A 24,394-nucleotide genomic window follows, 5' to 3' on the forward strand; every position below is an offset into this window, starting at 1 on the left:
ATCGAATCCTGTTTCCGGGTCTCCGAGACACAGGATTCATGAAATCGAATCCTGTGTCCGGGTTATTCTTGCATTTTCAAAGGCTTTTCGCCATTTGCGACTTTCATCATTTGGCGAAGTACCGTTTGCAGGATGCCTCCGTTATAGTAGTAATCCACGTCGACCATGCTGTCCAGACGAGCGATCGCGTTGAAGTCGAATGTCGTTCCGTCTTCGCGCGTGACGGATACCGTCAATTTCTGGCCCGGTTTCACGTCGTTGCTCAAGCCGGAGATGTCGAACGTCTCGCGGCCGTCGAGGCCGAGGGATTTCCACGTGCTGCCTTCTTCGAACTGGAGCGGAAGTACGCCCATGCCGACGAGGTTGCTGCGGTGAATCCGTTCGAAGCTTTCCGCGATGACGGCTTTGACGCCCAGCAGCATCGTGCCTTTGGCCGCCCAGTCGCGGGAGCTGCCTGTGCCGTACTCTTTGCCGGCGAGCACGATCAGGTTCTGGCCTTCGTCTTGATATTTCATCGAAGCGTCGTAGATCGACATCACTTCGTCGGTCGGCAGGTACTTCGTTACGCCGCCTTCGGTGCCCGGAGCCACCATGTTGCGAATCCGGATGTTGGCGAACGTGCCGCGCATCATGACTTCGTGGTTACCGCGGCGCGAGCCGTAGGAGTTGAAGTCTTTGCGTTCGACGCCGTGCTCGGCCAGGTACAGGCCGGCCGGACTCTTCGGCGCGATGTTGCCCGCAGGCGAGATATGGTCGGTCGTGACCGAATCGCCCAGCAGGGCCAGTACGCGGGATTGCTTGATATCGGCAATATCCTTCATTCCGTCGTTCAGGTAGCGGAAGAACGGAGGGTTCTGGATATACGTCGAGTTGGAATCCCACTCGTACAGTTCGCCTTCCGGCACTTCGATCGCGTTCCAGCGTTCGTTGGCGGTAAAGACGTTCGCGTACTTCAGGCGGAACATTTCCGGCGTGATCGCCATGGCGACCGCATCGCGGATCTCCTGGGAAGTCGGCCAGATATCGCGCAGGAAGACCGGTTCGCCTTGTTGGTCGTAGCCGAGCGGCTCGGTCGCCATATCGATGTTCACCGTGCCGGCCAGCGCGTAAGCGACGACGAGCGGCGGGGAAGCCAGATAGTTCATTTTGACCTGCGCGTGGACGCGGCCTTCGAAGTTCCGGTTGCCGGACAGGACGCCCGCAACGGTCAGATCGTTATCGGCAACGACTTGAGCGACTTCGTCCGGCAGCGGGCCGGAGTTGCCGATGCAGGTCGCGCAGCCGTAACCGGCCACGTAGAAGCCCAGTTTCTCGAGCGGATCGAGCAGTCCTGCCTTGAACAGGTAGTCCGTTACGATCAGGGAGCCCGGCGTCAAGCTGGTCTTCACGTATTCCGGGCGCGTCAGGCCGCGTTCGACGGCTTTTTTGGCCAGAAGGCCCGCACCCAGCATAACGCTAGGGTTCGAAGTGTTCGTACAGCTCGTGATCGCCGCGATAACGACGGCACCGGCGCCCATTTCACTCGTCTTGCCGTTCTTGTGGTTGACCGTGACTTTCTCGGCGATCTTCTCGTCGCTGAGTCCGTAGCCGCCTTTGTCGACCGGCGTGCGCACGATGTCTTCGAAGTTGCCCTTCATGTTCGTCAGCTCGATGCGGTCCTGCGGACGCTTAGGTCCGGCAAGGCTCGGCACGACGGAACCGAGGTCCAGTTCGACGATGTCGCTGAATTCCGGATCGGCCATGTCGTCCGTACGGAACATGCCTTGGGCGCGGTAGTAGTTCTCGACCAGTTCGATCTGCTCGTCTTCGCGTCCGGTGTTGCGCAGGTAAGTCAGCGTCTCGGCATCGACCGGGAAGAAGCCGACGGTCGCGCCGTATTCCGGTGCCATGTTGGCAACCGTCGCGCGGTCGGCCAGACCGATATTGCTCAGACCGGGACCGAAGAACTCGACGAATTTGCCGACTACGCCTTTTTTGCGCAAAATTTCGGTAACGGTCAGCGCCAGGTCGGTCGCCGTCGCGCCTTCGGACAGGCTGCCCGTCAGTTTGAAGCCGACGACGTCAGGCGTGACGAAGTACAGCGGTTGGCCGAGCATGCCGGCTTCGGCTTCGATACCGCCGACGCCCCAGCCCACAACGCCCAGACCGTTGATCATCGTCGTGTGGGAGTCCGTGCCGACGAGGGAATCCGGGAAGACGTAAGTCTCGCCGTCGATCACCTTCGTTGCCGCGACGGAAGCGAGGTACTCCAGGTTGACCTGGTGCACGATGCCCGTGGACGGCGGAACGGCGCGGAAGTTATCGAATGCCGTTTGCGCCCAGCGCAGGAAACGGTAACGTTCTTCGTTGCGTTCGAATTCCAGGTTGATATTGAAGTCGAGCGCGTCGGACGTGCCGAACGCGTCAACCATAACGGAGTGGTCGATAACGAGGTCAACCGGTACGAGCGGGTTGATCTGCTTCGGATCTCCGCCGCTCAGTTTGACCGTATCGCGCATCGCTGCGAGATCGACGACAACCGGAACGCCGGTGAAATCCTGCAGGACGATCCGGGCCGGGATAAACGGGATTTCCTTGTTGGCATCGCGTTCTTCGGCCCAGCGTGCGATTTGGTTGACGTGTTCTTCGGTAATCGCGCGTCCGTCGAATTGGCGGACGGCCGCTTCAAGCAGAACGCGGATCGAAAACGGGAGCTTGGAGATGCCCGCGTGACCTTGTTCTTCGAGTGCCTTCAGGCTGTAATAACGGTAAGACTTGCCGCCGGATTCGAGCGTGCGTGCGGCGGAGAATTGATCGGACAAAGCCATGAGTGTACCTCCTCGGGAAATGGGGTGAAGCGGCGCGGCATTCGGAAAAATTCCGGAGCCGTCCGTGAATTCAGGGATGGACGGAGCGCCCAAATCGGTCGTGCAAGCGCATCCGTTCGTGAAAAAGCGGGACTATTTCAGCAAAAGTTTCATTCAGTGAAACCAAATTTCAAAAATCTCTGTTTTAATTATAACGTTTACAATCCGGCGCGTAAAGTCCTTTTTGCCTTCAAACGACCGCGGAATTCCGAATTCGGCATGCTCGCGGTATGCGGGTTTTCTTTGCAGGCGGGCGGCCTATCCTCTATACTGGGAAGAGAGATTTCAACGAATTGACGGGGGCTTAGACATGACAGCAAACAAAGTAACGGTAGGACTGGTATACGGCGGAAAATCGGGCGAGCACGAGGTGTCTTTGCAGACCGGTTTTGCGGTAATGAATGCATTCGATTATACGAAATATGACATCGTTCCTTTTTATATTACCCTGCGCGGCGAATGGCGCATGGGCGGAAAGCTGGACGCGCCGATGAAGGCCGTGGACGATATGAAACTGGAATCCGCCGCGGGCGGAACGGCCGAAGCGGCGGGCGCCATGTTCGCTTCGCTGAGCGGCCGGGAAAGCGGCATCGACGTGATGTTCCCGCTGCTGCACGGCACGTTCGGCGAAGACGGAACGGTACAGGGCTTGTTCGAAATGGCCGGACTGCCGTACGTCGGCGCGGGCGTGCTCTCGTCTTCGGCGGGCATGGACAAGGACGTCATGAAGAAGCTGTTCGCGGCCGCCGGACTGGAACAGGGCGCTTACATCGCTTTCGGCGAACGCGACTGGCAGGTTAGCCGGCACGATCTGCTGCAGGAAGCGGAGTCCAAGCTCGGCTATCCGTGCTTCGTCAAGCCGGCCAACCTCGGCTCGAGCGTCGGCATCTCCAAAGCGGGCGATCAGGAAGCGCTGATCGACGCGGTCGACCTGGCGCTGCGGTACGACCGCAAAGTGCTGATCGAATCGTTCATCGACGGACGCGAACTGGAAGTCGGCGTGCTTGGCAACGACGAACCGCAAGCTTCCGTGCCGGGCGAGATCGTATCTTCCGGCGATTACTACGATTACAACGCCAAATATATCGACGGCAAATCCGAGATGATGATCCCGGCTCCCGTCGATGCCGATCTGGCCGATTCGCTGCGCGAACTTGCCGTGCGCGCGTTCAAAGCCGTCGAAGGCAGCGGCCTCTGCCGCGCCGACTTCTTCGTCCGCCGCTCCGACAACAAGATCCTGATCAACGAAGTGAACACCATGCCCGGCTTCACGCCTTTTAGCATGTATCCTCTTCTGTGGCGCGAGACCGGCATGTCTTACCAGGCGCTTCTGGATCGCCTGATCGGGCTGGCTTTGGAACGCCATGAAGCCCGTACCAACCTTCAGTACGGCCGATAGGAACAAGAATCGCTAATCCCTCCGGGCCAAGCGATTCGCAGTTCCCGCGCTAAGCGATTTAGGAACGAGAATCGCTAATCCCTCCGGGCCAAGCGATTCGTAGTTCCCGCGCTAAGCGATTTAGGAACAAGAATCGCTAACCCCTCCGGGCCAAGCGATTCGTAGTTCCCGCGCTAAGCGATTTAGGAACGAGAATCGCTAATCCCTCCGGGCCAAGCGATTGCAGTTCCCGCGCTAAGCGATTCCCTAAATCTCTTCAAGAACTCTTTCTATATAGGAAGAGTTCTTGAGAGAATCTCTTAACTCTTTAAAATCTTTTCAAAATACTCTTTTCAAAGATCCCTTAATAAGTCTTTAATCTTTAATAGTCTTTAATCTTTAATAATCTTCAATAATCTTTAATAAGTCTTTTCCCAAAAGCATTCCCCAGTCCCACCAAACAACTCATTCACTCAATCCGTTCACGCAACTCATTCACTAATCTCATTCACTAATCTCTTTCACTAATCTCACTCACTGATCTCTTTCACTCTCATCCCACTCACCCGCAGATCACCCAATCGAAAGGAGCGCTTATCCATGGGATTCGAAACGGAATTCAATTCGGTATGCAAATTCAAAAGCGAGCAGGAACTTTACGAACTGCTCGAATACGGACGGGGCAAGATGCGCAAAGACGGTTTTCGCGTATTTCCGACAGGGCAAAAAGTGATTGCGTATACCCCCGATAACCGGGCGGTCGCGATCGTGCTCGTCACGGCTTCCATTGCGGAAATCAATTTTCAGGACAAGGAAATCACGCAGGTCGAGCTGGATCTGGTGCGCAAGCTGACGGACGAAGAATCGCGGGTATTGACGGCTCTGGCGCACGAGATGTTTTTCGGCGACAAGGAATAACGAACGGACAACCGGGGAGGAAAAGGTTATGGGAGAACTGCTCGCGGGTAAAAATATGTTGGTCATGGGTGTGGCGAACGATCGCAGCATCGCTTGGGGTATCGCGCAAAGCTTGTCCGCCCAAGGGGCGAGACTGGCTTTTACGTATGAGAGCGAGCGCGTCGAAGGCCGGGTTCGCAAGTTGGCCGACACGCTGCCGAATTCCGTCGTACTGCCCTGCAACGTGGCGGACGACGGGGAGATCGAAGCGCTGGCCGGCCGCCTGAGCGAAGAGTTCGGCGTGCTGCACGGCATCGCGCACTGTATCGCTTTTGCCAAAGCGGAAGACTTGTCGGGACAATTTGTTGACACGTCGCGCGACGGATTCGCTTTGGCCCATGACATCAGCTCTTATTCGCTGGTCGCCGCCGCGCAGAAGCTGCATCCCCTGATGACCGAAGGCGGCGGCATCGTGACCCTGACTTATATGGGCGCCGAGCGCGTGATGCGCAACTACAACGTGATGGGCGTCGCCAAAGCCGCTCTCGAAGCGTCCGTCCGCTATTTGGCGGCCGACCTCGGCCCGACCGGCATTCGCGTGAACGCCATCTCCGCCGGCCCGATCCGTACCCTGGCGGCCAAAGGGATCAGCGATTTCAACTCGATCCTCAAAATCGTCGAAGAAAAAGCGCCTCTTCGGCGCACGACCGAGACCGCCGAAGTCGGCGACGCCGCTATGTTTTTGTTGAGCGGCTTGTCCCGCGGGATTACGGGAGAAGTGCTCTACGTTGACAACGGATATCACGTAATGGGTTAGGACCAAAAATCGCCGACCCCTCCGGGCCAGGCGATTTGCGGTCCCGCGCTAAGCGATTCTCTTAATCTTTTAAGTTTTCAATCTCTTAATCTCTTAATCTCTTAATCTCTTAATCTTTTAATGTATTAATCTCTTAATTTTTTTCTTTTCCAAATCCCCCAGAAAGGCGGTAATCCTGTGGAATCGAACGAGAAAGTCCCTTATGTCCTAACCGGCAAAAGTTATACCGCCGTCGCTATCAACGCGGCGGCCAAAGCAGGCGAATGGATCAAAAGCAGGGTCGGCACGCACGGACAGCTGTCCACGAAGACGTCGGCCCAGGATCTGGTCACGGAGATCGACAAAGGCGCGGAACAGATGATTCGCCGCCTCATCCTGACCCATTTTCCGGATCATGCGATTCTCGGCGAAGAAAGCGTGGAGCCGGGCGAAGAAGCTTCGATCCGCGCACTGGCCGAAACGGAAGGCGAAGAATATCTCTGGATCATCGACCCGATCGACGGAACGACCAACTTCGTGCACGGATTCCCGTTCTACTCCGTGTCGATCGCTCTGGCGCATAAAGGCGAAGTCATCATCGGCGTCATCTACGATCCGTCGCGCGACGAGATGTTCGTCGCGGAGAAAGGCAAAGGCGCCTACGTACACGGCGCGCGCATGGGCGTATCCGGGGAAGAACGCCTCGCCCAAGGGCTGATCGCGGTAGGCTTTCCGGCCGATCCGGTCGTCAAGCTGCCGATCAATCTGCGCGGTATCGGGGCGCTGGCGCCGCGCGTGCGCAGCCTGCGTGCGGGCGGTTCCGCCGCGCTGCATCTCGCCCACGTGGCGGCCGGCCGCCTGAGCGGATACTGGGAAGCCGGCCTCAACGCGTGGGATATCGCGGCGGGCGCGCTGCTCGTCGCCGAATCCGGCGGCAAAGTGAGCGATACGCTCGGGCATGCCTACCATCTCGGCGTGCGCAATATCGTCGCGACGAACGGCGATCTGCATGCCGAGCTGCTGACCGTATTGAAAGAAGCGGACGCTACCGGCGTCTAGGCCGGGACCTGTCCGAACGGTTGTTTTTTGGCAAAGGGAACGGCTTGACACCGGCTTGGCACTATCGGTCGAATTCATTAGAGGAGGAATAAGTATGAGCGATGCGGCAGGGCGCAGACCCGGACAGGAACGACTGGAAGAAGAACTCAGCGAGCTGCTGACGGCAGGCGAGATGAAGGACGACGACCGCGAACGCAAAGAGCGCGAGCTGATCTCGCCGCGCTACGAGATCCGGACGCAGACGCAGCTGGACCCGATCGTGGAAGAGACCCGCCTGTACCGGGAGATGGCCGAAGAGATCGACGACCGTTACGACGACTACATGCAAAAAGCCCAGCCCCGTACTCCGAAGAACCCGGACGGCAGCGCGGACTGAAGCAGGGCTTGCCTCATACATCCCAGAGCTTTATCAGATCAAATTCGAGCGGTCGCCATAGACCGGAAGGGAACAATCATGAATATCCTAAGCAAAAAAGGCTGGAAAGCGCTGATCTGCACGGCGCTCGTACTTCCGGCATTCGGGCTCGCAGGCGCTTCGCACACGTTTGCGGCGGAAGACACGTACAAAATCGTATCGTTCGGCGATTCGCTGACGACGGGGTACGAACCGCAGAAGACCGCTGCCGAATACTACGGCTTCGTGCCGCGCCTGGAAGAGCAATCCCGCTTCCACGGCCGGACCGAAGTCGATAATTACGGCATTTCCGGCCTCAATTCCGCCGGTCTGGAACGCTACGTCGAAGCGCTGCGCGCCAACGCGAACACGACGGCCGACGATATCCAGCCGGGCCTGCGCGACCCGAACGCCGCGGTCTTCGCGGCCGGCGTGACGGCCGCCCGCACGGACGTGGCGGAAGCCGACGTCATCACGATCACGATCGGCGGCAACGATCTGCTGCCCCTGCTGACGAGCGGCAAGCTGCCGACCGCGGCCGAACTGACGCCGCAGGTCGCGGCGCTGCTTCAGGCGTATGCCGTCAATCTGGATCAGGTGCTGAGCGACCTGCGCGAGATCAATCCGAACGCCCGGATCGTCATCGCCGATCAGTATCAACCGATTCCGGCCGTTGCCGCCAAAGAGCTGTACGCGACGCTGAATCAAGCGTCCGCCGCTTACGCGACGACGCTGAACACGGTCGTGGCCGCTCAGAACGCGGCGGGCGGACACGTGGAGTCCGTCTCGGTCGCTCCGCTGTTCATCGGACGCGAAATGCAGCTGACGCATATCGCCCGTCAGGATATTCACCCGAACCAGGTCGGCTACGAGACGCTGGCCAAAGCGTTTGCCGAACAGATCTGGCAAGAATACCGGACGCTCGGCAAGACGGTTCCCGCGACGACCGTCGCGGTCGTCGTGGCCGGCAAAGAGCTGAACACGGCCTTTAAGCCGATTCTCAAGAACGGCACGACGTTCGTCGTCCTGCGCGACATTACGGACGGATTGGGCGCCGAGCTGAAATGGAACAACAAAACGTCCACCGCCAGCATCGACTTCGACGGCCGCAGCGTCGGCATCCCGGTCGGCCAGAAGACGATCACGGTCAACGGCCAGAAGACCGCGATCCAGATTCCGGCTTTCACCGAAAAGGTGAACGGACAGTCGAAAACGTATGTGCCGCTCGCCGTTCTGGCGGACGGTCTCGGGTTCGAAGTGCAGTATACGCCTCGCCTGCGCACCGTATTCGTCAATCGGTAACAGCGATTCGCCGGAAAAAAGCATTCTGATCCGAAAGCGGCCTTAACCGCTTTCGGATTTTTTTATCGAAAAAGATCGTCGGGGGCCGAAGCGTCTGCGTCTGCCGGATCGGGGGCGAATGCGGAGAGTCCGTTTTTTTTGCGGCAGGTCAGGGTAATGAGTACCAAACAAACGAGCAGGATACGGACAAAACTCATCATTTTTCGATTAAGGGGATATCGCGTTTTGAAGCAGAATCGGACAGAGAGACTCAAAGAGCTGGTGTCGGCAGGCGGCTTGTACCATTCGTTGTTAATGAACCACCCTGACGGAATTGTGATGTTGGACGGCCGCGGGGAGATCGTCTACGCCAATCCGGCTATTTTGAATATGACCGGATTCACGGCCCGGGAGTTGGAGGAGATCGCGGACGAACTCCGGACCGATTCCGGGGCTTCTTTGCTGGAGCTTCGGTCGCTCTTTGCGGAAGCGGTCAAAGGCAAAACGGCTTCCGTCGATTTTACGATGCGGCGCAAAGAAGGCGGACCGATCGAGGCGCAGCTTGATTTCGTCCCGCTGGAGCACGAGTCCGAACGGCTCGGCGTCTACATCGTATGCCGGGACATCACTTCCGCCAAGCTCTCCGAACGCAAACTGGCGGATGCGTCGGAACGGCACAAGCAGGCCGAAGAGCTGGCCAGAATCGTTTTTTGGGATTGGGATCTGAAAAACGACGACCTGCAGTTCTCGGACCTGATGTACGACATCTTCGGCATCGAAGACCGCGGGTCGGTGAGCGGAGCCCGGGACCTGCTGAAGCGAATCGTGACCGAAGACCGGACGCAGGTCAAAAACCAGGTGATCGGCTGCGGGGACGGCGAGGCGTACGATATTACCTACAGCCTGCTGACGGACAGCGGGGAGCGCAGAACGGTACGTTCGCAGGGCAAAAGTATCGGCGATATGCACCTGGTCGGCAGCATTCAGGACATTACGGAGCAGACCCGGCTGGAATGGCAGATTCGCCAGAACCAGCTGGAATTCCAATTGATTTCCGAACATTCGCTGGACTTGTTTACCCGGCAGAGCGCGGATTCGATTTTTCTGTACCTGTCTCCGGCGTCCGACCATATTCTCGGCTACAAGTCGCAGGAACTGGTCGGTCGAAGCTCGTTCGATATTTTCCATCCCGAAGATCGGGACAAAGTGGCCGCGTATTTGGGCAAAGTGAGAGAAGAAGGCACGTCGAGCACGATCGAATTCCGGGTGCGGACCCGCAGCGGGGACTACGTTTGGCTGGAGAGCGCGGCAAGCTTCACGTACGACGAGCATACGGGCGAGCCGCGCGAGATTATCGCCGTATCGCGGGACGTCACGGAGCGCAAGCTTGCGCAGCGGCAGCTTCAAGAAAGCGAAGAACGGTATAAGTCGCTGTTCGAGTACAACCCTTCGGGCGTCTATTCGCTCAGTCTCGAAGGGGTCTACACGTCCTGCAACCAGAGCATGGCGATTCTGCTCGGCTGCGGCACGGAAGATCTGGTCGGCCAGTCTTACCGCACCGCGATCGAAGACGAGAACCTCGACCGGACGAACCGGTATTTCGAAGCGGCCTGCCGCGGTATTCCGCAAAATTATGAAGCTTCCATCGTGCGGGCGAGCGGCGAAAAAGTCGACCTGAATATTATCAATATCCCGATTTTCGTAGACGGCGAAGTGGTGGGCATCTACGGCATCGCCAGCGACATTACCGAGCGCAAACAGTATATCCGGCAGATCGAAAAACTCGGGTACGAGTATACGCTGATCTTGAATTCCGTGTCCGAAGGCATTTTCGGGATCGGCAACGACGGCCGGACGATGTTTGCCAATCCGGCTGCGCTCAATCTGCTCGGGTACGGGCAGGAAGAGTTTATCGGGCACGATAACCACAGTCTGCTGCTGCACTCCGGCACGGACGGCGTTCCGTATACGGTGGAGGAGTGTCCGATCTGCCGCACGCTGAACGACGGCCTGCCGAGACTCGTTCAGGAAGGCGTCATCTGGAAAAAAGACGGGTCGAGCTGCCTGATCGAATACAACGTCAATCCGATCGTGGACAAAGGCCGCATTCAAGGCGCCGTCGTCGTGTTCCGGGACCTGACGAACGAGCGGGAAGTGCTGCGGCAGAAAGAATTGGCCGAGCAGACCGCGTCGGCCAAATCGGAATTCCTCGCCATGATGAGCCACGAGATCCGGACTCCGATGAACGGGGTGCTCGGCATGACCGACCTGCTGCTGGAGACCGAGCTGATGCCGGGACAGCGGGAATATGCGGAGATCATTCAAGACAGCGGCCGTTCGCTGATGCGCATTCTGAACGACGTGCTGGACTTCAGCAAGATCGACGCCGGAGGGCTGAACCTGGAATTCGAGAACGTGCTGCTGACGCCTCTGATCGCGAGCGCCGCCGAATTGTTCGCGGCCCAGGCCGAAGCCAAAGGCATCTCGCTGCGCTGGGAAGCCGCTCCGAACGTTCCGGAAGAAATCGTCGTCGATCCCGATCGGCTTCGGCAGGTGCTGGCCAACCTGATCGGCAACGCCGTCAAATTCACGGACAGCGGCTCGGTCACGGTCTCGGTAGCGGTAGCCGAAGGCGCCGACGAACGCGAACCGGTGCTTGATTTCCGGGTGGAAGATACCGGCGTGGGCATTGCCCAAAACAAGCAGAACCGCCTGTTCCAGTCGTTTTCGCAGCTACATCCCGGGCTGAACCGCAAATACGGAGGCACCGGCCTCGGCTTGTCGATCTCCAAACGGCTGGTCGAATTGATGGGCGGAACGATCCGGGTCGAGAGCCGGGAGCATGTCGGATCGGTCTTCCGCTTCACGCTGCCCTGCAGCGTCTCGGGCCAGAGACCGCTGCCCGATCTCTTCGCCGCAGACGGAGCGGCTTCGAACGAACATGGCGGCGCGGAGCGCGGCACGGGCTTTGCCGAAGAAGCGGAGAAGCCGGAGAACCTGAGCATCCTGATCGCGGAGGACCATCCGGTCAACCGCCGGCTGCTCAGCGAGCTGCTGCTCAAGTCCGGCTGCCGGGCGGACATCGTCGAGAACGGCATCGAAGCTTTTGCGGCCGCGGCCAAAAAGCGCTACGATCTTGTGTTCATGGACGTGCAGATGCCGCAGATGGACGGAATGACGGCGGCAAGGCTGATCCGCCAGATGCTGCCGGAACAATCGGTGCCGTATATCGTGGCGGTGACCGCTTTCGTGCGGCCGGGCTTCGCGGAAGAATGCCTCGCGAGCGGCATGCAGGACTACGTGTTCAAGCCGATCTCGGAACCGGAGATCCGGCGCGTGCTGCTTGACCGGGACGGACGCCGGCGGGAGTTTTTGCGGCAGCGGCGGCATCCGCAAACGTAAAAAAAGGCGGGAGATTATTTCTCCCGCCTCAACGTGTCGAGAAAGTCTGATTCTGAACAAAGTGAGGAGGCGGAGGGAGAAATTCAGTGTAGGAGCGCCAGCGTTCGCCTTTGAAATCAGGAAAATCCCATTCAAATTTGATCCTTTTTCCTGATTTCAACACGCGACCGGAACGAATTTCTCCCGCAGTCGACAAGCTTCTCCTACGTATAGGACTTTCTCGACAGCCTGAGGCGGGAGATTATTTCTCCCGCCTTTTCGGCGCGCGCCGCCAGCCGTACACCTGGACGTGCACGAAAGCTTTGCTCAGCATGAAGCTGAGCATGTACAAAATGACAAGTAGGATGACCAGCGGCCGGAACACGATCGACGCGATGATCCAGATCAGCACCAGCTTCCACGGCTTGAAGCGCCGGAAGAACACCGGCAGGGTGAAGATCCGGTAGAACCAGAAGTTTTTTTGCAGCGACTGCATGTATTCGGTCCGGATCTGCTCGTCGTCGGGATCGAGCCGGATTGCCTGTTCCATCATGGTCTTGGCGCCTTTGGCGTCGCCCCGCCGATCCGCCGCCCAGCCCAGATACAGAAACGTCTGGGCGCGTTCGACGTCTTCGCGCAGCGCCGTCTCGGCCGATTCGATCGAATCGTCGAAGCGCAGACAGTTGGCGAGCACATAGCTGTGCAGCGCATGGTACAACCCGTTCTCCGCGTCGATTTCGAGCGCCTGTTCGATACTGACGCGGGCCTGTTCGAACTTGCCCTGCTTGTTGTGCATATTGGCCAGCAAATAATACAGATGCGCCCGATACGGATTGATGCGCAGCGCTTCTTCGGCCGCTTCACGCATCAATTTCCACTCGTTGGTCGCGTAATGGATAACCGCGCGGAAGAACCAGCCGTCATCGTCGTCGGGATCGATACGCAGCGACTGGTTCGTGCATTCCAGCGCCCGGTCGAACTCGTCCGTATTGATATAGGCGAGCGCCAGCGCGTTGTACGGCCCCGCCGTCTCCGGCTCCTCGCGCAGCCATTCGCCGGCTTCGGCCAGCGCTTCCTTATGCTTGCCCCAGCCGAGCAGCCGTTGGAACCGTTCGGCGCGCACGCCCGGCGGGACCGGGCCGTTGATCTCTTCGCTCATCGCGCCACCTCCGGGATTTTAGCGGATTTTGTGCCTTTTGATAAATTCCAGCACCTGCGCGTATTCGCCGTTCGTGTCGCTGAACGTGGCATAGTTGCGCGCGGTGGCGAACCAGTCGAGCGTGGACGCCTGCCGGGTCTTCAGGACGCGGCGGAAATCGGTCTCCGCGAGCGGTTGGATCTCGCCCGTCTCCATCGCCCGCTCCAGCGCAAGTTCGGTCGCGTCCCGCACCAGCTGGTCGAGATCCGCGCCGGAGAACAGGGGTGTGCTCTCGGCCAGCTTGCGCACGTTGATTCCGTCGGCCGGCTTGCCGTGCAGCTTGAGCTTGAGAATCGTGCCGCGTTCTTCTTCTTCCGGCGGCGTGACGAACAGCAGATTGTTGAAGCGTCCCGGGCGCCGCAGGGCGGAGTCGAGATACCACGGCGTATTGGTCGCGCCGACGATAAAGACGTTCTCGTTGAAGCTCGCGAGTCCGTCCAACTCGACCAGCAGCTGGTTCACGAGCATGCGGTCGTGATGCTGGCGCATGCCGTGGCGGCTGCCGCCGAGCGCGTCCAACTCGTCGATGAACAGGACGCAGGGCGCTTCGGCGCGTGCTTTTTCGAAAATGGCATGCAGATTGTGTTCGCTGCCCCCGATGTACATGGACAGGATCGCCTGAAGTTCCAGATGCAAAAAGCTCGCATCGATCTCGCCGGCGATCGCGCGGGCCAGAAACGTTTTGCCGCAGCCGGGAGGTCCGTACAGCAGCAGGGAACCGCCCGCTTCCCGGCCGTAGGCCGCGAACAGCTCGGGCTGCTGGAGCGGGAGGATAAAGTTCATGCGAATCTTCTTCTTGACCTCTTCCAATCCGCCGACGTCGGCGAAAGTCACGGGCGGTTTCTCGATCTCGACGAGATCCTCCGCGTTTTTGTCGAATTGGATCACTTTGAGATTTTTGCGGCGCTGCTCTTTATCGTCGTCCATGGGATCTCCTCTCGCTTGCAGGTTTGTTACTATCATAACCCATCTATGGGAATGGGCCTATGCCAAAATCACCTTCGGGCCCGCGGATTAAGCGGAGCCGAAGGTGATTGCAAGGGTCTGGCTCAGGAATGGGCGTGCAAAGCGGGAAAGCCGCTTCAGCGCATGCTTTTGAACGTCTCGTCCGCCGCGGCGAGCGTGGCGTCAATATCCGCGTCCGTGTGCGCGGTCGTCAGAAACCACGCTTCGTACTTGGACGGAGCGAGGCAGATGCCGCGGTCCAGCATGCCGCGGAAGAAAGCGGCGAATGCTTCGCCGTCGGTATCCTGCGCCTGGTCGTAGTTGGTGACCGGATGGTCGCAGAAATGCGTGGAGAACGAGCCGCGAATGCGGTTGATCGTCAGCGGCACGCCGCGGCGCCGCGCCGATTCGGCGATGCCGTCCGTCAGGCGGATCGCCAGGCGGTTCATCTCCTCGTAGACGCCTTCGCCCTGCAGCACTTCCAGGCAGGCGATGCCGGCCGAGACGGACGCCGGGTTGCCGGCCATCGTGCCGGCCTGGTAAGCCGGACCGAGCGGAGCGACCTGGTCCATAACGTGCTTGCGGCCGCCGTAGGCGCCGATCGGCAGCCCGCCGCCGAGAATTTTGCCGAGCGCGGTGAGATCCGGCATGATGGCGTCGTGATTGTCCAGTTCCGCGAACGTCTGCGCGGAGCCGTAATGAAAGCGGAACGCCGTGATGACTTCGTCGTAGATGACGAGCGCGCCGTGGTCGTGCGTCAGCTTGCACAGTCCTTCGAGGAAGCCCGGAGCCGGCATGACCATGCCGAAGTTCCCGACGATCGGCTCGACCATGACGGCCGCGATCTGTCCTTCCCAACGGTGGAGCGCTTCTTCGAGGCTCGGCAGATCGTTGAACGGCACGGTAATGACTTCCTGCGCGATGCTGGCCGGTACGCCGGCGCTGTCCGGAATGCCCAGCGTGGACGGGCCGGAACCGGCCGCGACGAGCACCAGATCCGAATGGCCGTGATAACAGCCGGCAAATTTGATGATCTTCGAGCGGTTCGTGTACGCGCGGGCGACCCGGATCGTCGACATGACCGCTTCCGTGCCGGAGTTGACAAAGCGGACTTTGTCCATGGACGGGATAGCGTCTTTGAGCATCTTGGCAAGCTTGATCTCAAGCTCGGTCGGCGTGCCGTAGAGGATGCCGTTCTGCGCGGCGCGCACGATCGCTTCGGTGATGTGCGGGTGGGCGTGGCCCGTAATGATCGGCCCGTAAGCGGCCAGGTAGTCGATGTATTCGTTGCCGTCGACGTCCCGGAAACGGGAACCCTGGCCCTGCTGCATAAACACGGGTGCGCCTCCGCCGACCGCTTTGAACGAGCGGGAAGGGCTGTTGACGCCTCCGACGATATGTTCGAGCGCTTCGGCGTAAAGTCTTTCGGAATTTGGACGATTCATGGTACACGATCCTTTCGATATAGGGGCTGCGGCATGCGCAAAGCGATGCCGGATCAAGTCAAAGGACGCCTTGGTTCAAGGCGCCCTTTAAGCGTAACGAATTTTGTATTCCGCGTACAGGGACGATTTGGTTACAGCTTGGGCAGCGCTGCGTCGTTGCGCGGCTTTCGCCGGCCTGGCCCAGCGATTTATTGAAGTTCCCCGCTGCCTTCGCCGAGCGCTTCGTTCTTCCGGCCCGAAGGAGCGGGCACGGCCGGCGTCTGCGGGGCTTCGTCCGGTTTTACCGGAGCGTCAAGCTTCTGCGCGGCTTCGTCCGGTTTTACCGGAGCGTCAAGCTTCTGCGCGGCTTCGTCCGGTTTTACCGGAGCGTCAAGCTTCTGCGTCGCTTCGTCCGGTTTTACCGGAGCGTCAAGCGCATTCTGTGCTTCGTCCGGTTTAGCCGGAGCGTTCAGCGTATCCTGAACGAAGCTTTCCAGCTTCTCCTGGCTGCTGACGGTGAGAACGGCCGCGCCTTTGATCGTCTCTTCGCGCAGCAGCGGATTCGGCGGAATCTGTTCGCTGCCGCCGATTTGGCTGTCGTAGGCGACGCTTGCGAGCTTCCACATGTCGCCGACGCTCAGGTTGGTGTCGATGTACGGATTGACCTGCTCCAGAATGTCGGGCAGCTTCATGATCGAAGTATTCGACTTCAACTTGTCCGCGACCGCTTTGAGGAACTCGCGCTGCCTGCCGGTACGGCTGAAGTCGGACAGGCGGTCATGCCGGAAACGCACGTACTGGAGAGCGGTCCGGCCGTCGAGGTGCTGCATGCCTGCCTTGAGATCGATATCGTATTCCGGTCCGTCGGCCGCGCTGAGGTACTTCATATCTTTTTCAACATTGAAGTCTACCCCGCCCACGGAATCGACCAGCGCGATAAAGCCCTGAAAGTCCGTATAGACGTAATACTGGATCGGAATGCCCAGCAGGCCGCCGACCGCTTCCATGGCCGTATTCGGTCCGTGCGTAATGGCGGTATTGATACGCTGCTTGCCGAATCCGGGAATATCGGTGTACGTGTCGCGCATGATGGAGAACATGTGGATCGTTTTGCGGACGGGATCGAGCGAAGCGACCAGCATCGTGTCCGAACGGGGAATATCGCCGGCGAGCGAGTCGCGGCCGTCGACGCCCATGAGCAGAACGTTAACCGGTTCGCGGCCTTCCCATTTGGGCGGTTCCTGCGCGGCCGTCTTCTCGGTCACGGGCAGATTGCGAAACGGGGAAGACTCCCCGACTTTTTGCAGGTTGGACACTTGATTGTACAGATTGGAAAAATAATAAATCGAGTAACCCGCGGCGGAAGCCAAGACCAGGGCGAGCACCCAGACGATTGTCAGCCTGCTTTTTTTTGTCATTCGCTTTCTTCCTTTCCTTGTTGCAAAATAGGAGAGATCGATTCGGCGTTTGCCATTGCGGCATCCCTCCATTATAATTTTTTTCGGAGCGGCAGGCAATTCACCGCGCGGTCCGGCGAACGGCGGGGGCGTAACCGTCCGCAGCGACCCGCCGCAACCCGAATGACCGTTGTCATCCCGATCGGAATCAAGACCCGAATCAAGAACGCATACAGGCACTCCGGCCCGAGCCGGATGCGAAGAGAGGAACATCTATGAACGCCATCGAAGTCGAGCACTTGAACAAAACGTTCAAAGTCCAGAAGAACCGCGGCGGCCTCAAAGGCGCGCTGCAGGATTTATTTTCCCGTCAATACAACGAAGTCGCGGCGGTCAACGACATCTCCTTCTCTATTCCCGCCGGCGAGATCTGCGGATATATCGGCGAGAACGGAGCGGGCAAGTCGACGACGATCAAGATGCTGACCGGCATTCTCGTCCCGACTTCCGGCAAGCTCAACGTCGGCGGCTACGTGCCGCACGAGGAGCGCGAGAAGTTCGTCCGCAATATCGGCGTCGTGTTCGGCCAGCGCAGCCAGCTCTGGTGGGACATCGGCGTCATCGAATCGTTCGGCCTGCTGCGCAAAGTGTACGGCGTGGGCGAGAACGATTACAAAAAGCGGCTGGACGAACTCGTCCAGCGCCTCGATCTGGGCGAGCTGCTCAGCCGCCCCGTGCGCAAGCTGAGCCTCGGCCAGCGCATGCGCTGCGAGCTGGTGGCCGCGCTGCTGCACAACCCGTCGATCGTCTTCCTGGACGAGCCGACGATTGGTCTCGACATCATCGTCAAGACGGAGATTCGCGAATTCCTCAAAGACATGAACCGCCAGCACGGCACGACCATCCTGCTGACGACGCACGATCTGCAGGATATCGAAGCGCTCTGCTCGCGGGTCATCATGCTCGACGAAGGTCGCATCATCTACGACGGCGGCCTCGATACACTGAAGTCGCGCTGGGGACAAGGGACGCGCGTTACGTTCCAATTCGGAGCGCCGTGTCCGCTGCCGAGGCTGCGGGGATTGACGTCCGAGCTCGACGTGAGCTGGACCGCGGACAACGATCTGCACGCCGAAGTGCTCGTGCCGGGCGAGATGAGCGTGTCCGACGTGCTGGCCCGCGTCGTCGGCCATGCGGACATCGCGATCACGGACATCAAGATCACCGAGACGACAACCGACGAGATTGTGCGCCAGATTTACCGGACCGGTTCGGCGACCGCGCCGGCGGCCCCGGTCGCGGAAGGCGGGCACAACTCCCATGCTTAGCGTCTATACCGATTTTATCCGCATCCGTTTTCTGACGATGCTGGCGTACCGCGTCAATTATTATTCCGGCATCCTGATCTACATGCTGAACATCGGCGTCTACTACTTCACGTGGCAGGCTATCTACGGGGACAAAGGCGAGATCGGCGGTTTTACCGCTTCGCAGATGACGACGTATATCGCCGTATCGTGGATGGCGCGCGCGTTCTACTTCAACAATCTGGACCGCGAGATCGCGACCGATATCCGGGACGGTTCCATCGCCATCCAGTTTATTCGTCCCTACAATTATTTGTTCGTCAAAATGATGCAGGGCTTCGGCGAAGGATTGTTCCGCTTCACGCTGTTCATGATTCCCGGCATGCTGCTGGCGCTGCTGCTGTTCCCGGTGAGACTGCCGACGGACCCGCTGGCGTGGATCGGCTTCCTGGTCATGCTGTTCTTCAGCTTCCTGATCAACTCGCAGCTGAACATCCTGACCGGGCTGATGGCGTTTTTTGTGGAAAATAACGAAGGCATCATGCGCATGAAACGGGTCGTCGTCGACCTGTTCTCCGGCCTCGTCATTCCGATCAGCCTGTTCCCCGGGTGGCTCAGCGCGACCATGCAATGGCTGCCTTTTCAGGCGATCACGTACCTGCCGGGTTCGGTCTTCACGGGACGCACGAAAGGGACGGGCATTCTCGAAGTATTCGGCATCCAGCTGATCTGGTTCTTCGCTCTGCTGATCCCGATCTTTTTCATGTGGCGGGCGGCGCGCAAGCGGCTGTTCGTACAGGGGGGTTGAGCGCATGTACTATATCGGATTGGTCATCGAATATCTCAAAAATTATATGAAAACAAGGCTGACGTACCGCGCGGATTTCTGGGTCGAGGTGATCTCGGATCTGCTGCTTCAGGTGAGCAATCTGATCTTTATCTTCGTCGTCTTCGGCCATACCGATACGCTGGGCGGCTGGAGCGAAGCGGAAGTCGTGTTCGTGTACGGATTCTTCATGGTGCCGTTCGGGCTGTTCAGCTGCTTCGTCAACCTGTGGAATTTCAGCGACCGCTACATCGTCAAAGGCGAGATGGACCGCATCCTGACCCGTCCCGCCTACAACCTGTTTCAGATTTTCCTGGAAAATATCGATCCGCCGGGCCTGATCGGTTCGGTGATCGGCCTGGTCATCATGGTGATCAGCGGCGGCCAGCTTGGTCTGGAACTGCTCTGGTGGCATATTCCGGTGCTGCTGCTGTTCGCGCTCAGCGCGACGCTTATCTACACCGGCATCTATATTACGCTGACGTCGCTGTCGTTCTATTCCGACTCGCCGACGGGTATCATTCCGCTGCTGTACAATATCCAGAACTACGGCCGCTATCCGGTCACGATCTACAACCGCGCGATCCAGTTTCTGTTGACCTGGATTTTGCCGTTCGCGTTCGTCGGGATCTATCCGGCTTCGCTGTTTCTCGGCCGGACGGAGATGACGCATATGGCGTGGTTGACGCCGGTCATGGCGGCGATTTTCCTGACGATCGGGCTGACGAGCTGGAATCTCGGCGTGAAGAAGTATCGCGGGGCAGGATCGTAGACGGGAGGCGCTCGGCAGGAGGGGGCGCTTCGGGGGAAGGGGGCCTTACGATCGCTGTTTCGGTTTGATTTCTTCGATTGTATTTTATAGGGGTGAAATCAAACCTCAAAGGCGAACGCTCCGCTTCTTCAGGCTCCCCTTCCCCCTCCGCTGCGTCCTGCCCGGCGGTGGAGGGGGAAGGGAAAAGAGCGTACAAGCCTAAGGGCGTAAGAGCCTAAGAGCCTAAGAGCCTAAGAGCCTAAGAGCCTAAGAGCCTAAGAGCATAAAAGCGTAAGAGCTGCGACGTCGGCGGGCGAGAACGCGCCCTGGACGTCGAAGGGCAGGTCAAAATCAGATTGGGGAGCGGCCGGGAGGCCGCTTCCGGGAATCCCGGCTCTCCGAACGGAGGATCGGGGTTCTTTGGCGCGTAACGAATCGGTGTATCGCTAATGGCTCGTATTCGGCTTTTTTGGAACATTAACGAATCGTCGTCACGCTATAAGGGTCGAAAAGGCTTCAAAAAGGCCAATCGGGACCAATAAGGAGCTGACGATTCGTTAGAATCGGGAAACCGGGAAAATAGAAGGAATAGCGTGCTCAGGATTCGTTAGCTTGTCCGGACCGCAAGCATTTTCTCGATCGGAGCAGCCGGAGGGGGACTCCGGTTCCTTTCTTGCGCGGGGAGATTGCTGTTAAAATGGAGATGAGCGAAACCGAGCACGATCGCGAACCCAAATTCCGAACGCCAAAGGAGCGATTCAGTTATGTTAGAAGTCGGACAACCCGTACCGGAGTTCAGCCTGCCCGCCGTCGGAGGCGAAGAAATCAAGCTTGGCGATTACAAGGGCAAGAAACTCGTGATTTACTTTTACCCCAAAGACATGACGCCCGGCTGCACGCAGCAGGCTTGCGATTTCCGCGATTCGGAGAGCTTTTTCGCGACGAAAAATGCGGCCGTGATCGGCATCAGCGCCGACGACGTCCAATCGCACGAGAAGTTCGGCGCCAAATACGACCTGCCGTTCCCGCTGCTGGCGGATACGGATCACGTGGTCAGCGAGCGCTTCGGCGTGTGGCAGCTCAAGAAAAACTTCGGCAAAGAATACGAAGGCATCGTGCGTTCGACGTTCCTGATCGACGAAGAAGGACGCCTCGTTCGGGAATGGCGCAAAGTCAAAGTCGAAGGACATGTGGACGAAGTGCTGCGGTCGATCGACGAGATTTAACCCGTTTAACGATATTCGCCTTGTTTCAAGGCTATTTGGTGAAAAACGACAAAAATTGTTTGAGAAAAAACGAGAAAACGTTTAGATTTATGTGAGGTAATGAAAATGAAGTCTCATTGACTAATGGGATTTGGCGCAGAACAGGGGGGAATTCATACAGGCGTCGAACGGTGGGGGAACCGATTTTACACAAAAAGCGGAAAGCCGTTCGCAAACAGGGAACCTAACAAGTTTCCGGCGTATGCCGGATCGCGGGGCAAGGGGTCTCGCGCTTTCGGATACGGTTGTCTTGGGCAGTTCCGGCCGTCGGTCGGGTCTGCGGGGGGTACTTGATGATTTTCAGGGGAGAGGAAAGTGGATTATGCAAATCATTCCGTCTTGGGTAAAAGTGGACCACAATTCATACAATGCAAAACTTCGGGGGATCTACAAAAACGTAAAAGATAACGACATCACGGCAGCCTGCGAACAAGCCAAGCGTCTTTACATGGATCTGCGCGAAGATTTGGAGATCCGGGGCATCGAAGTGCCGGAGCCGGAATCCGCTTCGGTCGAACCGCCGGAATCCGGTTCCAGAACGGCAAGAGCCGGCATCTAAGCTCAGCCTGTCTGCGGTGAACATACGGATTGAATGCGCCGCCGACACAGCACGACATAACCCCCCGGGCCTGCGGGCCCGGGGGGTTTTTGGTGGGTTCCGGCTTCACGGCTTGATGCGCGATTTCAGCACGATCTTCGACGGGAAGCGTCCCGGCGCAAGCTTGACGATATGGGCGCGCTTCAGGCGCCGGCGAAGAAGCGCGATCTCGCCGGAAGCCGGCTGCGGCCGCGCAGGTTTGGCGCGGGCGGGCCGCTTCTTCCCCGACAGGTAACGGGGCAGCGCGGCTGCGATCGAAGCGGCCAGCGCCCGGTATTTGAAAATCAGGAAGACGCCGAGCAGCAGGGCGGCAACGGCCGCGATCCAGACGACATACTGTTCGGCCAGCTTGAACGCGACCGACCACTGCGGCCCGAAGATTTTGCCGAGGCCGAGAAACAGCAGCGTCCAGAATAGCGCGCCGGTGTAAGCGTACAGGGCGAACTTTTTGAACGGAATGTTCATGATGCCGGCAAAGTAGCCCGTAAAATGGCGCACGCCGGGGATGAAATAGCCGAAAAAGATAAGCGCCGGACCGTATTTCGAGAAAAACTTCTGCGTTTTGATTAGCTTGCTTTCTTTGAAAAACCAGCCGCCGAAGCGCAGCAGGGCAGGCAATCCCGCTTTTTTGCCGATTACGTACGTGATGCTCATACCGATCGTGGTGCCGAGAAAAGCGACGAGCAGCAGCAGGTCGAATCGCAGCGATCCCGTATACGACAAGTACCCGGCATAGGCCATCGTCGTTTCGCCGGGAAACGGGAGGGCGATGAATTCCAGGAACAACCCCAGAAACATGACCAGGTATCCGTAATGTTCGAACAGCTGCTGGACCAGTTTGAATAGTTCCATATGTCTTCGGGCTCCTTTGGAGAATGAATGCGGCGGATGTTTCCTTTGATTTTACGCCAGATGGGCCCGGAAAATCCATCTTCGCTTCGCCTGTCTTCCCAAGTTGGACATTCGGCCCGGGCGATGCCCTTTTTTTCTTGCGGTATTTCAGGGGCATCGGTATAATTAGCGACAGTAATTAAGGGAGGCGTGACATGAATAAACCGAACGAACTCATTGTCGTATTGGACTTTGGGGGACAATATAACCAACTGATTGCCAGAAGAATTCGTGATTTGGGCGTATTTAGCGAGCTAATGCCGTACAATACCCCGGTTGAACGCCTGCGTGAACTGAATCCGGCGGGGATCGTCTTCTCCGGAGGCCCGCTCAGCGTATACGAAGAAGGAGCGCCTCACGTCGATCCGGCCATTTACGAGCTCGGCCTGCCGATCTTCGGCATCTGCTACGGCATGCAGCTCATGGCGCAGCAGCTCGGCGGCAAAGTCGAACGCGCGGGCAAACGCGAATACGGCAAAGCCGACGTCGAGTTTTTGCATAACAGCGTCCTGACCCAGGGCCTTGATGCCAAGCAGACCGTCTGGATGAGCCACGGCGACCACGTCGTGACGCTGCCGGAAGGCTTCGTGCTGGAAGCGGGCACCGAATCCGCGCCGATCGCGGCGATGAGCCACAAGGAACGCAACCTGCACGCGGTGCAGTTCCACCCGGAAGTGCGCCACTCCGTCTACGGCAACGAGATGATCAAGAACTTCCTGTACGAAGTGTGCAAATGCAGCGGCGAATGGACGATGGAATCGTTTATCGAAGACGCGATTCAGGATATCCGCAACAAAGTCGGCGACCGCAAAGTGCTGTGCGCGCTGAGCGGCGGCGTCGATTCGTCCGTCGTGGCGATGCTGATCCACCGCGCGATCGGCGATCAGCTGACGTGCATGTTTATCGACCACGGCCTGCTGCGCAAAGGCGAAGCGGAAAGCGTCATGGAGACGTTCGTCGGCAAATTCGATATCCACGTGGTCAAGATCGACGCGCAGGAACGTTTCCTGAGCAAGCTCGCAGGCGTCGAAGACCCGGAGCAGAAGCGTAAAATTATCGGCAACGAATTCATCTACTGCTTCGACGAAGAATCGGCCAAGCTCGGCGATTTCGACTTCCTGGCGCAGGGTACGCTGTACACGGACATCGTGGAGAGCGGAACAGCGACGGCGCAGACGATCAAGTCGCACCATAACGTCGGCGGCCTGCCGGCGGACATGAAGTTCAGCCTGATCGAACCGCTGAACACGCTGTTCAAGGACGAAGTGCGCAAAGTCGGCGAAGAGCTCGGCATGCCGCATGCGATCGTCTGGCGCCAGCCTTTCCCGGGCCCGGGTCTCGCGATCCGCGTGTTGGGCGAAGTGACGGAAGAGAAGCTGACGATCGTGCGCGATTCGGACCTGATCCTGCGCGAAGAGATCGCCAAAGCGGGTCTCGAAAGCGAGATCTGGCAGTATTTCACGGCGCTGCCGAACATGAAGAGCGTCGGCGTCATGGGCGACGCGCGCACGTATTCGTACACCGTCGGCATCCGCGCGGTCACTTCGATCGACGGCATGACCGCCGACTGGGCGCGTATTCCGTGGGACATTCTGGAGAAAATTTCGGTCCGCATCGTTAACGAAGTGGACAACGTCAATCGCATCGTGTACGACGTGACGTCCAAACCGCCTTCCACGATCGAGTGGGAATAGGCGTTAACCGGCATACGAAGTACGGGAACGGATAACGTTTCGGTTTGCAATCCCCGCCAAGGGCCT

At 58.5% G+C, this 24,394-nt stretch carries 19 protein-coding genes; 13 read left to right on the forward strand and 6 right to left on the reverse strand.

Annotation, left to right across the window (positions count from 1 at the left end; genetic code table 11):
* Nucleotides 1–62: 62 nt before the first annotated feature.
* The gene (acnA, locus tag FFV09_RS14010) at nucleotides 63–2,807 is read right to left on the reverse strand and encodes an aconitate hydratase AcnA (RefSeq protein WP_141448403.1); all 2,745 of its coding nucleotides are present in this window, start codon (nucleotides 2,805–2,807) and stop codon (nucleotides 63–65) included.
* Nucleotides 2,808–3,156: 349 nt separating this feature from the next.
* On the opposite strand from acnA, the gene FFV09_RS14015 reads away from it, so the two are divergent.
* The 7 genes from FFV09_RS14015 to FFV09_RS14045 all read left to right on the forward strand — a co-directional run bounded on the left by FFV09_RS14015 (nucleotide 3,157) and on the right by FFV09_RS14045 (nucleotide 12,053).
* Complete coding sequence (locus FFV09_RS14015; protein ID WP_141448404.1) at nucleotides 3,157–4,245, forward strand: D-alanine--D-alanine ligase; 1,089 nt, start codon at nucleotides 3,157–3,159, stop codon at nucleotides 4,243–4,245.
* 579 nt (nucleotides 4,246–4,824) lie between these two features.
* Complete coding sequence (locus FFV09_RS14020; RefSeq protein ID WP_141448405.1) at nucleotides 4,825–5,142, forward strand: hypothetical protein; 318 nt, start codon at nucleotides 4,825–4,827, stop codon at nucleotides 5,140–5,142.
* 28 nt (nucleotides 5,143–5,170) lie between these two features.
* Nucleotides 5,171–5,938: an enoyl-ACP reductase FabI gene (gene fabI / locus FFV09_RS14025; RefSeq protein WP_141448406.1), complete on the forward strand. Its 768-nt coding sequence runs from the start codon at nucleotides 5,171–5,173 to the stop codon at nucleotides 5,936–5,938.
* A 177-nt stretch (nucleotides 5,939–6,115) separates the two neighbouring features.
* Nucleotides 6,116–6,976, forward strand: coding sequence for an inositol monophosphatase family protein (locus tag FFV09_RS14030; protein WP_141448407.1), 861 nt, complete (start codon nucleotides 6,116–6,118; stop codon nucleotides 6,974–6,976).
* Nucleotides 6,977–7,070: 94 nt separating this feature from the next.
* Complete coding sequence (locus FFV09_RS14035; RefSeq protein ID WP_141448408.1) at nucleotides 7,071–7,352, forward strand: hypothetical protein; 282 nt, start codon at nucleotides 7,071–7,073, stop codon at nucleotides 7,350–7,352.
* Nucleotides 7,353–7,430: 78 nt separating this feature from the next.
* Nucleotides 7,431–8,672, forward strand: coding sequence for a stalk domain-containing protein (locus tag FFV09_RS14040; protein ID WP_141448409.1), 1,242 nt, complete (start codon nucleotides 7,431–7,433; stop codon nucleotides 8,670–8,672).
* 225 nt (nucleotides 8,673–8,897) lie between these two features.
* Nucleotides 8,898–12,053 carry a PAS domain S-box protein gene (locus FFV09_RS14045; RefSeq protein ID WP_141448410.1) on the forward strand — a complete coding sequence of 1,052 codons (3,156 nt, stop codon included), beginning with the start codon at nucleotides 8,898–8,900 and terminating at the stop codon, nucleotides 12,051–12,053.
* A gap of 241 nt (nucleotides 12,054–12,294) precedes the next feature.
* Here the strand turns inward: FFV09_RS14045 and FFV09_RS14050 are convergent, their stop codons facing one another.
* From FFV09_RS14050 to FFV09_RS14065, 4 genes are all read right to left on the reverse strand, one after another.
* Nucleotides 12,295–13,191 (reverse strand): tetratricopeptide repeat protein, encoded by an 897-nt coding sequence (locus FFV09_RS14050; RefSeq protein WP_141448411.1) that lies wholly within the window; start codon nucleotides 13,189–13,191, stop codon nucleotides 12,295–12,297.
* 18 nt (nucleotides 13,192–13,209) lie between these two features.
* Complete coding sequence (locus FFV09_RS14055; protein WP_141448412.1) at nucleotides 13,210–14,157, reverse strand: ATP-binding protein; 948 nt, start codon at nucleotides 14,155–14,157, stop codon at nucleotides 13,210–13,212.
* A 155-nt stretch (nucleotides 14,158–14,312) separates the two neighbouring features.
* Nucleotides 14,313–15,620 (reverse strand): glutamate-1-semialdehyde 2,1-aminomutase, encoded by a 1,308-nt coding sequence (locus FFV09_RS14060; RefSeq protein ID WP_141448413.1) that lies wholly within the window; start codon nucleotides 15,618–15,620, stop codon nucleotides 14,313–14,315.
* 188 nt (nucleotides 15,621–15,808) lie between these two features.
* Entirely contained in the window at nucleotides 15,809–17,017 is a 1,209-nt protein-coding gene (locus FFV09_RS14065) for an LCP family protein (protein ID WP_141448414.1), read from the reverse strand.
* Nucleotides 17,018–17,271: 254 nt separating this feature from the next.
* On the opposite strand from FFV09_RS14065, the gene FFV09_RS14070 reads away from it, so the two are divergent.
* The 5 genes from FFV09_RS14070 (at nucleotide 17,272) to FFV09_RS14090 (ending at nucleotide 21,704) form a co-directional block, all read left to right on the forward strand.
* On the forward strand, nucleotides 17,272–18,324 hold the full coding sequence (locus tag FFV09_RS14070; RefSeq protein WP_141448415.1) for an ABC transporter ATP-binding protein: 1,053 nt from the start codon (nucleotides 17,272–17,274) through the stop codon (nucleotides 18,322–18,324).
* Nucleotides 18,317–19,111: an ABC transporter permease gene (locus FFV09_RS14075; protein ID WP_141448416.1), complete on the forward strand. Its 795-nt coding sequence runs from the start codon at nucleotides 18,317–18,319 to the stop codon at nucleotides 19,109–19,111. Before FFV09_RS14070 ends, FFV09_RS14075 begins: the two co-directional genes overlap by 8 nt.
* Nucleotides 19,112–19,115: 4 nt before the next feature.
* Nucleotides 19,116–19,901 carry an ABC transporter permease gene (locus FFV09_RS14080; RefSeq protein ID WP_141448417.1) on the forward strand — a complete coding sequence of 262 codons (786 nt, stop codon included), beginning with the start codon at nucleotides 19,116–19,118 and terminating at the stop codon, nucleotides 19,899–19,901.
* Between the two features lie 743 nt (nucleotides 19,902–20,644).
* A complete protein-coding gene (gene bcp / locus FFV09_RS14085) occupies nucleotides 20,645–21,106 on the forward strand; it encodes a thioredoxin-dependent thiol peroxidase (protein WP_141448418.1) in 462 nt (153 codons plus the stop codon).
* Nucleotides 21,107–21,467: 361 nt separating this feature from the next.
* Nucleotides 21,468–21,704: a hypothetical protein gene (locus tag FFV09_RS14090; protein ID WP_141448419.1), complete on the forward strand. Its 237-nt coding sequence runs from the start codon at nucleotides 21,468–21,470 to the stop codon at nucleotides 21,702–21,704.
* A gap of 105 nt (nucleotides 21,705–21,809) precedes the next feature.
* Here the strand turns inward: FFV09_RS14090 and FFV09_RS14095 are convergent, their stop codons facing one another.
* Nucleotides 21,810–22,595, reverse strand: coding sequence for a DedA family protein (locus tag FFV09_RS14095; RefSeq protein ID WP_141448420.1), 786 nt, complete (start codon nucleotides 22,593–22,595; stop codon nucleotides 21,810–21,812).
* A gap of 194 nt (nucleotides 22,596–22,789) precedes the next feature.
* On the opposite strand from FFV09_RS14095, the gene guaA reads away from it, so the two are divergent.
* Entirely contained in the window at nucleotides 22,790–24,328 is a 1,539-nt protein-coding gene (guaA, locus tag FFV09_RS14100) for a glutamine-hydrolyzing GMP synthase (protein WP_141448421.1), read from the forward strand.
* Nucleotides 24,329–24,394: the final 66 nt, after the last annotated feature.

Source organism: Saccharibacillus brassicae (genome assembly GCF_006542275.1).
Lineage (GTDB): Bacteria > Bacillota > Bacilli > Paenibacillales > Paenibacillaceae > Saccharibacillus > Saccharibacillus brassicae.